Origin of the sequence: Ruminococcus sp. (assembly GCF_045129435.1) — a bacterium.
GTDB lineage: Bacteria > Bacillota > Clostridia > Oscillospirales > Acutalibacteraceae > Ruminococcoides.
In genome coordinates this window covers 1-2,135 of record NZ_JBGVJL010000078.1, presented here as the reverse complement: position 1 = coordinate 2,135, position 2,135 = coordinate 1, and the positions used below count along the sequence as shown (strand labels likewise).

At 41.4% G+C, this 2,135-nt stretch carries 1 protein-coding gene; it reads left to right on the top strand.

The genetic code is table 11. The features are described 5' to 3' along the window. Window positions 1-2,135 (top strand): DNA mismatch repair protein MutS (gene mutS / locus ACJMMI_RS03860; protein ID WP_405353729.1); only part of this gene is annotated, 2,135 nt, incomplete at both ends.

Sequence of the window (2,135 nt, the reverse complement as noted above, 5' to 3'; positions counted from 1 at the left end):
TTGCAAGGCTTGTGGCAAAGGGCTACAAGGTTGCAATATGCGAACAGACCGAAGATCCTGCAACCGCAAAGGGACTTGTTAAGCGAGATATTATAAGAGTAATTACTCCGGGCACAGTAATGGAGTCAAGTATGCTTGATGAGGGCAGGAATAACTACATTTGCTGTATGTATTCTGAAAATAAAAAAATCGGACTTTGCTTTTGCGATATTTCAACAGGTGAGCTTTACGCAACCGAAATTACCGGCAGTGATTCTGAAAATTCTCTTACAAGTCAGCTTGCAAGCTATAATCCAAGAGAAATTTTACTTGGCGGAGATATTGTTAAAATCAAATCTTTGCCGTCGTTTATAAAGTCAAAGCTTTCTGCCGGAGTTGAAATGCTCGGAGATGAAAGCTTTGACAATGCACTTTGTACTGAAACAGTTAAAACGCAGTTTGGCGATGAAATGGATGTTATATCACAGTCTGCTGTATTGATTTCTGCAATCGGTGCACTTATAAATTACCTTAAAGATACACAGAAAAACGGACTTGAACGCATAAATAAAATTGAGCTTTACAGCGATAAGCAGTTTATGAATCTTGATTACAACACGCAGCGTAATCTTGAGCTTACCGCAACAATGCTCAATAAGGAAAAGCGTGGTTCGCTTTTATGGGTGCTTGATAAAACAAAAACCGCTATGGGCAAGCGTCTTATTCGCTCGTGGCTTGAGCATCCGCTTTTGAATGTTTCTGCAATTAATAACAGACAATCAGCGATTGAAGAACTTGTGAATGATAATATGCTAAGGCTTGATCTTGTTGACGCTTTAAGCGGAATTTTCGATATTGAGCGACTTATGACAAGGATTGTTTACGGCTCGGCAAACGGCAGAGAACTGCGTTCTCTTGCTGCGGCACTGCAAAAGCTTCCGCAGCTTTCAGAGCTTATTGCCAGTTGTAATGCGAAGTATCTGAAAAAGGTTTACAAGGAAATAGATCTGCTTGAGGATATTTATTCGCTGATTGATTCCGCTATAGTTGAAGAACCGCCGTTCTCCGTTCGTGAGGGCGGAATGATTAAAAAAGGATATAACAGCGAGCTTGACCTTTTGCTTACTGATATGAATGATTCTAAAGGAATTCTTGCAAGAATTGAGGCAGAACAGAGGGAAAAAACCGGTATTCCTAAGCTGAGAGTAGGCTACAATAAGGTGTTTGGCTACTACATAGAGGTTACTAATTCCTACAAAGACCTTGTGCCGGAAACCTACATAAGAAAGCAGACTTTGACAAACTGTGAAAGATATATTACTCAGGATTTAAAGGATATTGAAGGCAGAATTTTGGGTGCAAAAGACCGTTCTGTTGCGATGGAATATGCGTTGTTCGACGATGTCAGAAAGACAGTTGCAAATAATCTTGACAGAATACAAAAAACCGCAAAGGCTATTGCTGTGCTGGACGTACTTGTTTCGCTTGCAAATGTTGCGGCTGACAACAGGTATGTAAGACCGGAGGTAAATCTTTCAACAGTTATCAGATTAAAAGACAGCCGACACCCTGTTGTTGAGGCTTTGCTTAATGACACTCCTTTTGTACCGAATGATGTTTACCTTGATAGTGCAGGAGAAAGAGTTGCTATTATCACAGGTCCTAATATGGCAGGTAAATCTACATATATGCGACAGGTTGCGTTAATTGTGCTTATGGCACAAATGGGCAGTTTTGTTCCGGCGTCAAGTGCGACTATCGGTGTGGTTGACAGTATTTTTACAAGAGTAGGTGCGTCTGATGACCTTGCTTCGGGACAGTCAACCTTTATGGTAGAGATGAGTGAGGTTGCTAATATTGTTAAATCGGCGACTTCAAAAAGTCTTTTAATTCTTGATGAAATCGGCAGGGGTACATCGACCTTTGACGGAATGAGCATTGCAAGGGCTGTACTTGAATATTGTGCAGACCGCAAAAAGCTTGGTGCAAAGACCTTGTTTGCCACCCATTATCATGAGTTGACGGAGCTGGAAGGCAAAATGAATAATGTAAACAATTACTGCATTGCCGTCAAGGAATGCGGGGACGATATTGTGTTCCTGCGTAAGATCGTGAGGGGCGGTGCAGATAAGAGTTATGGTATCCAGGTAGCCAAG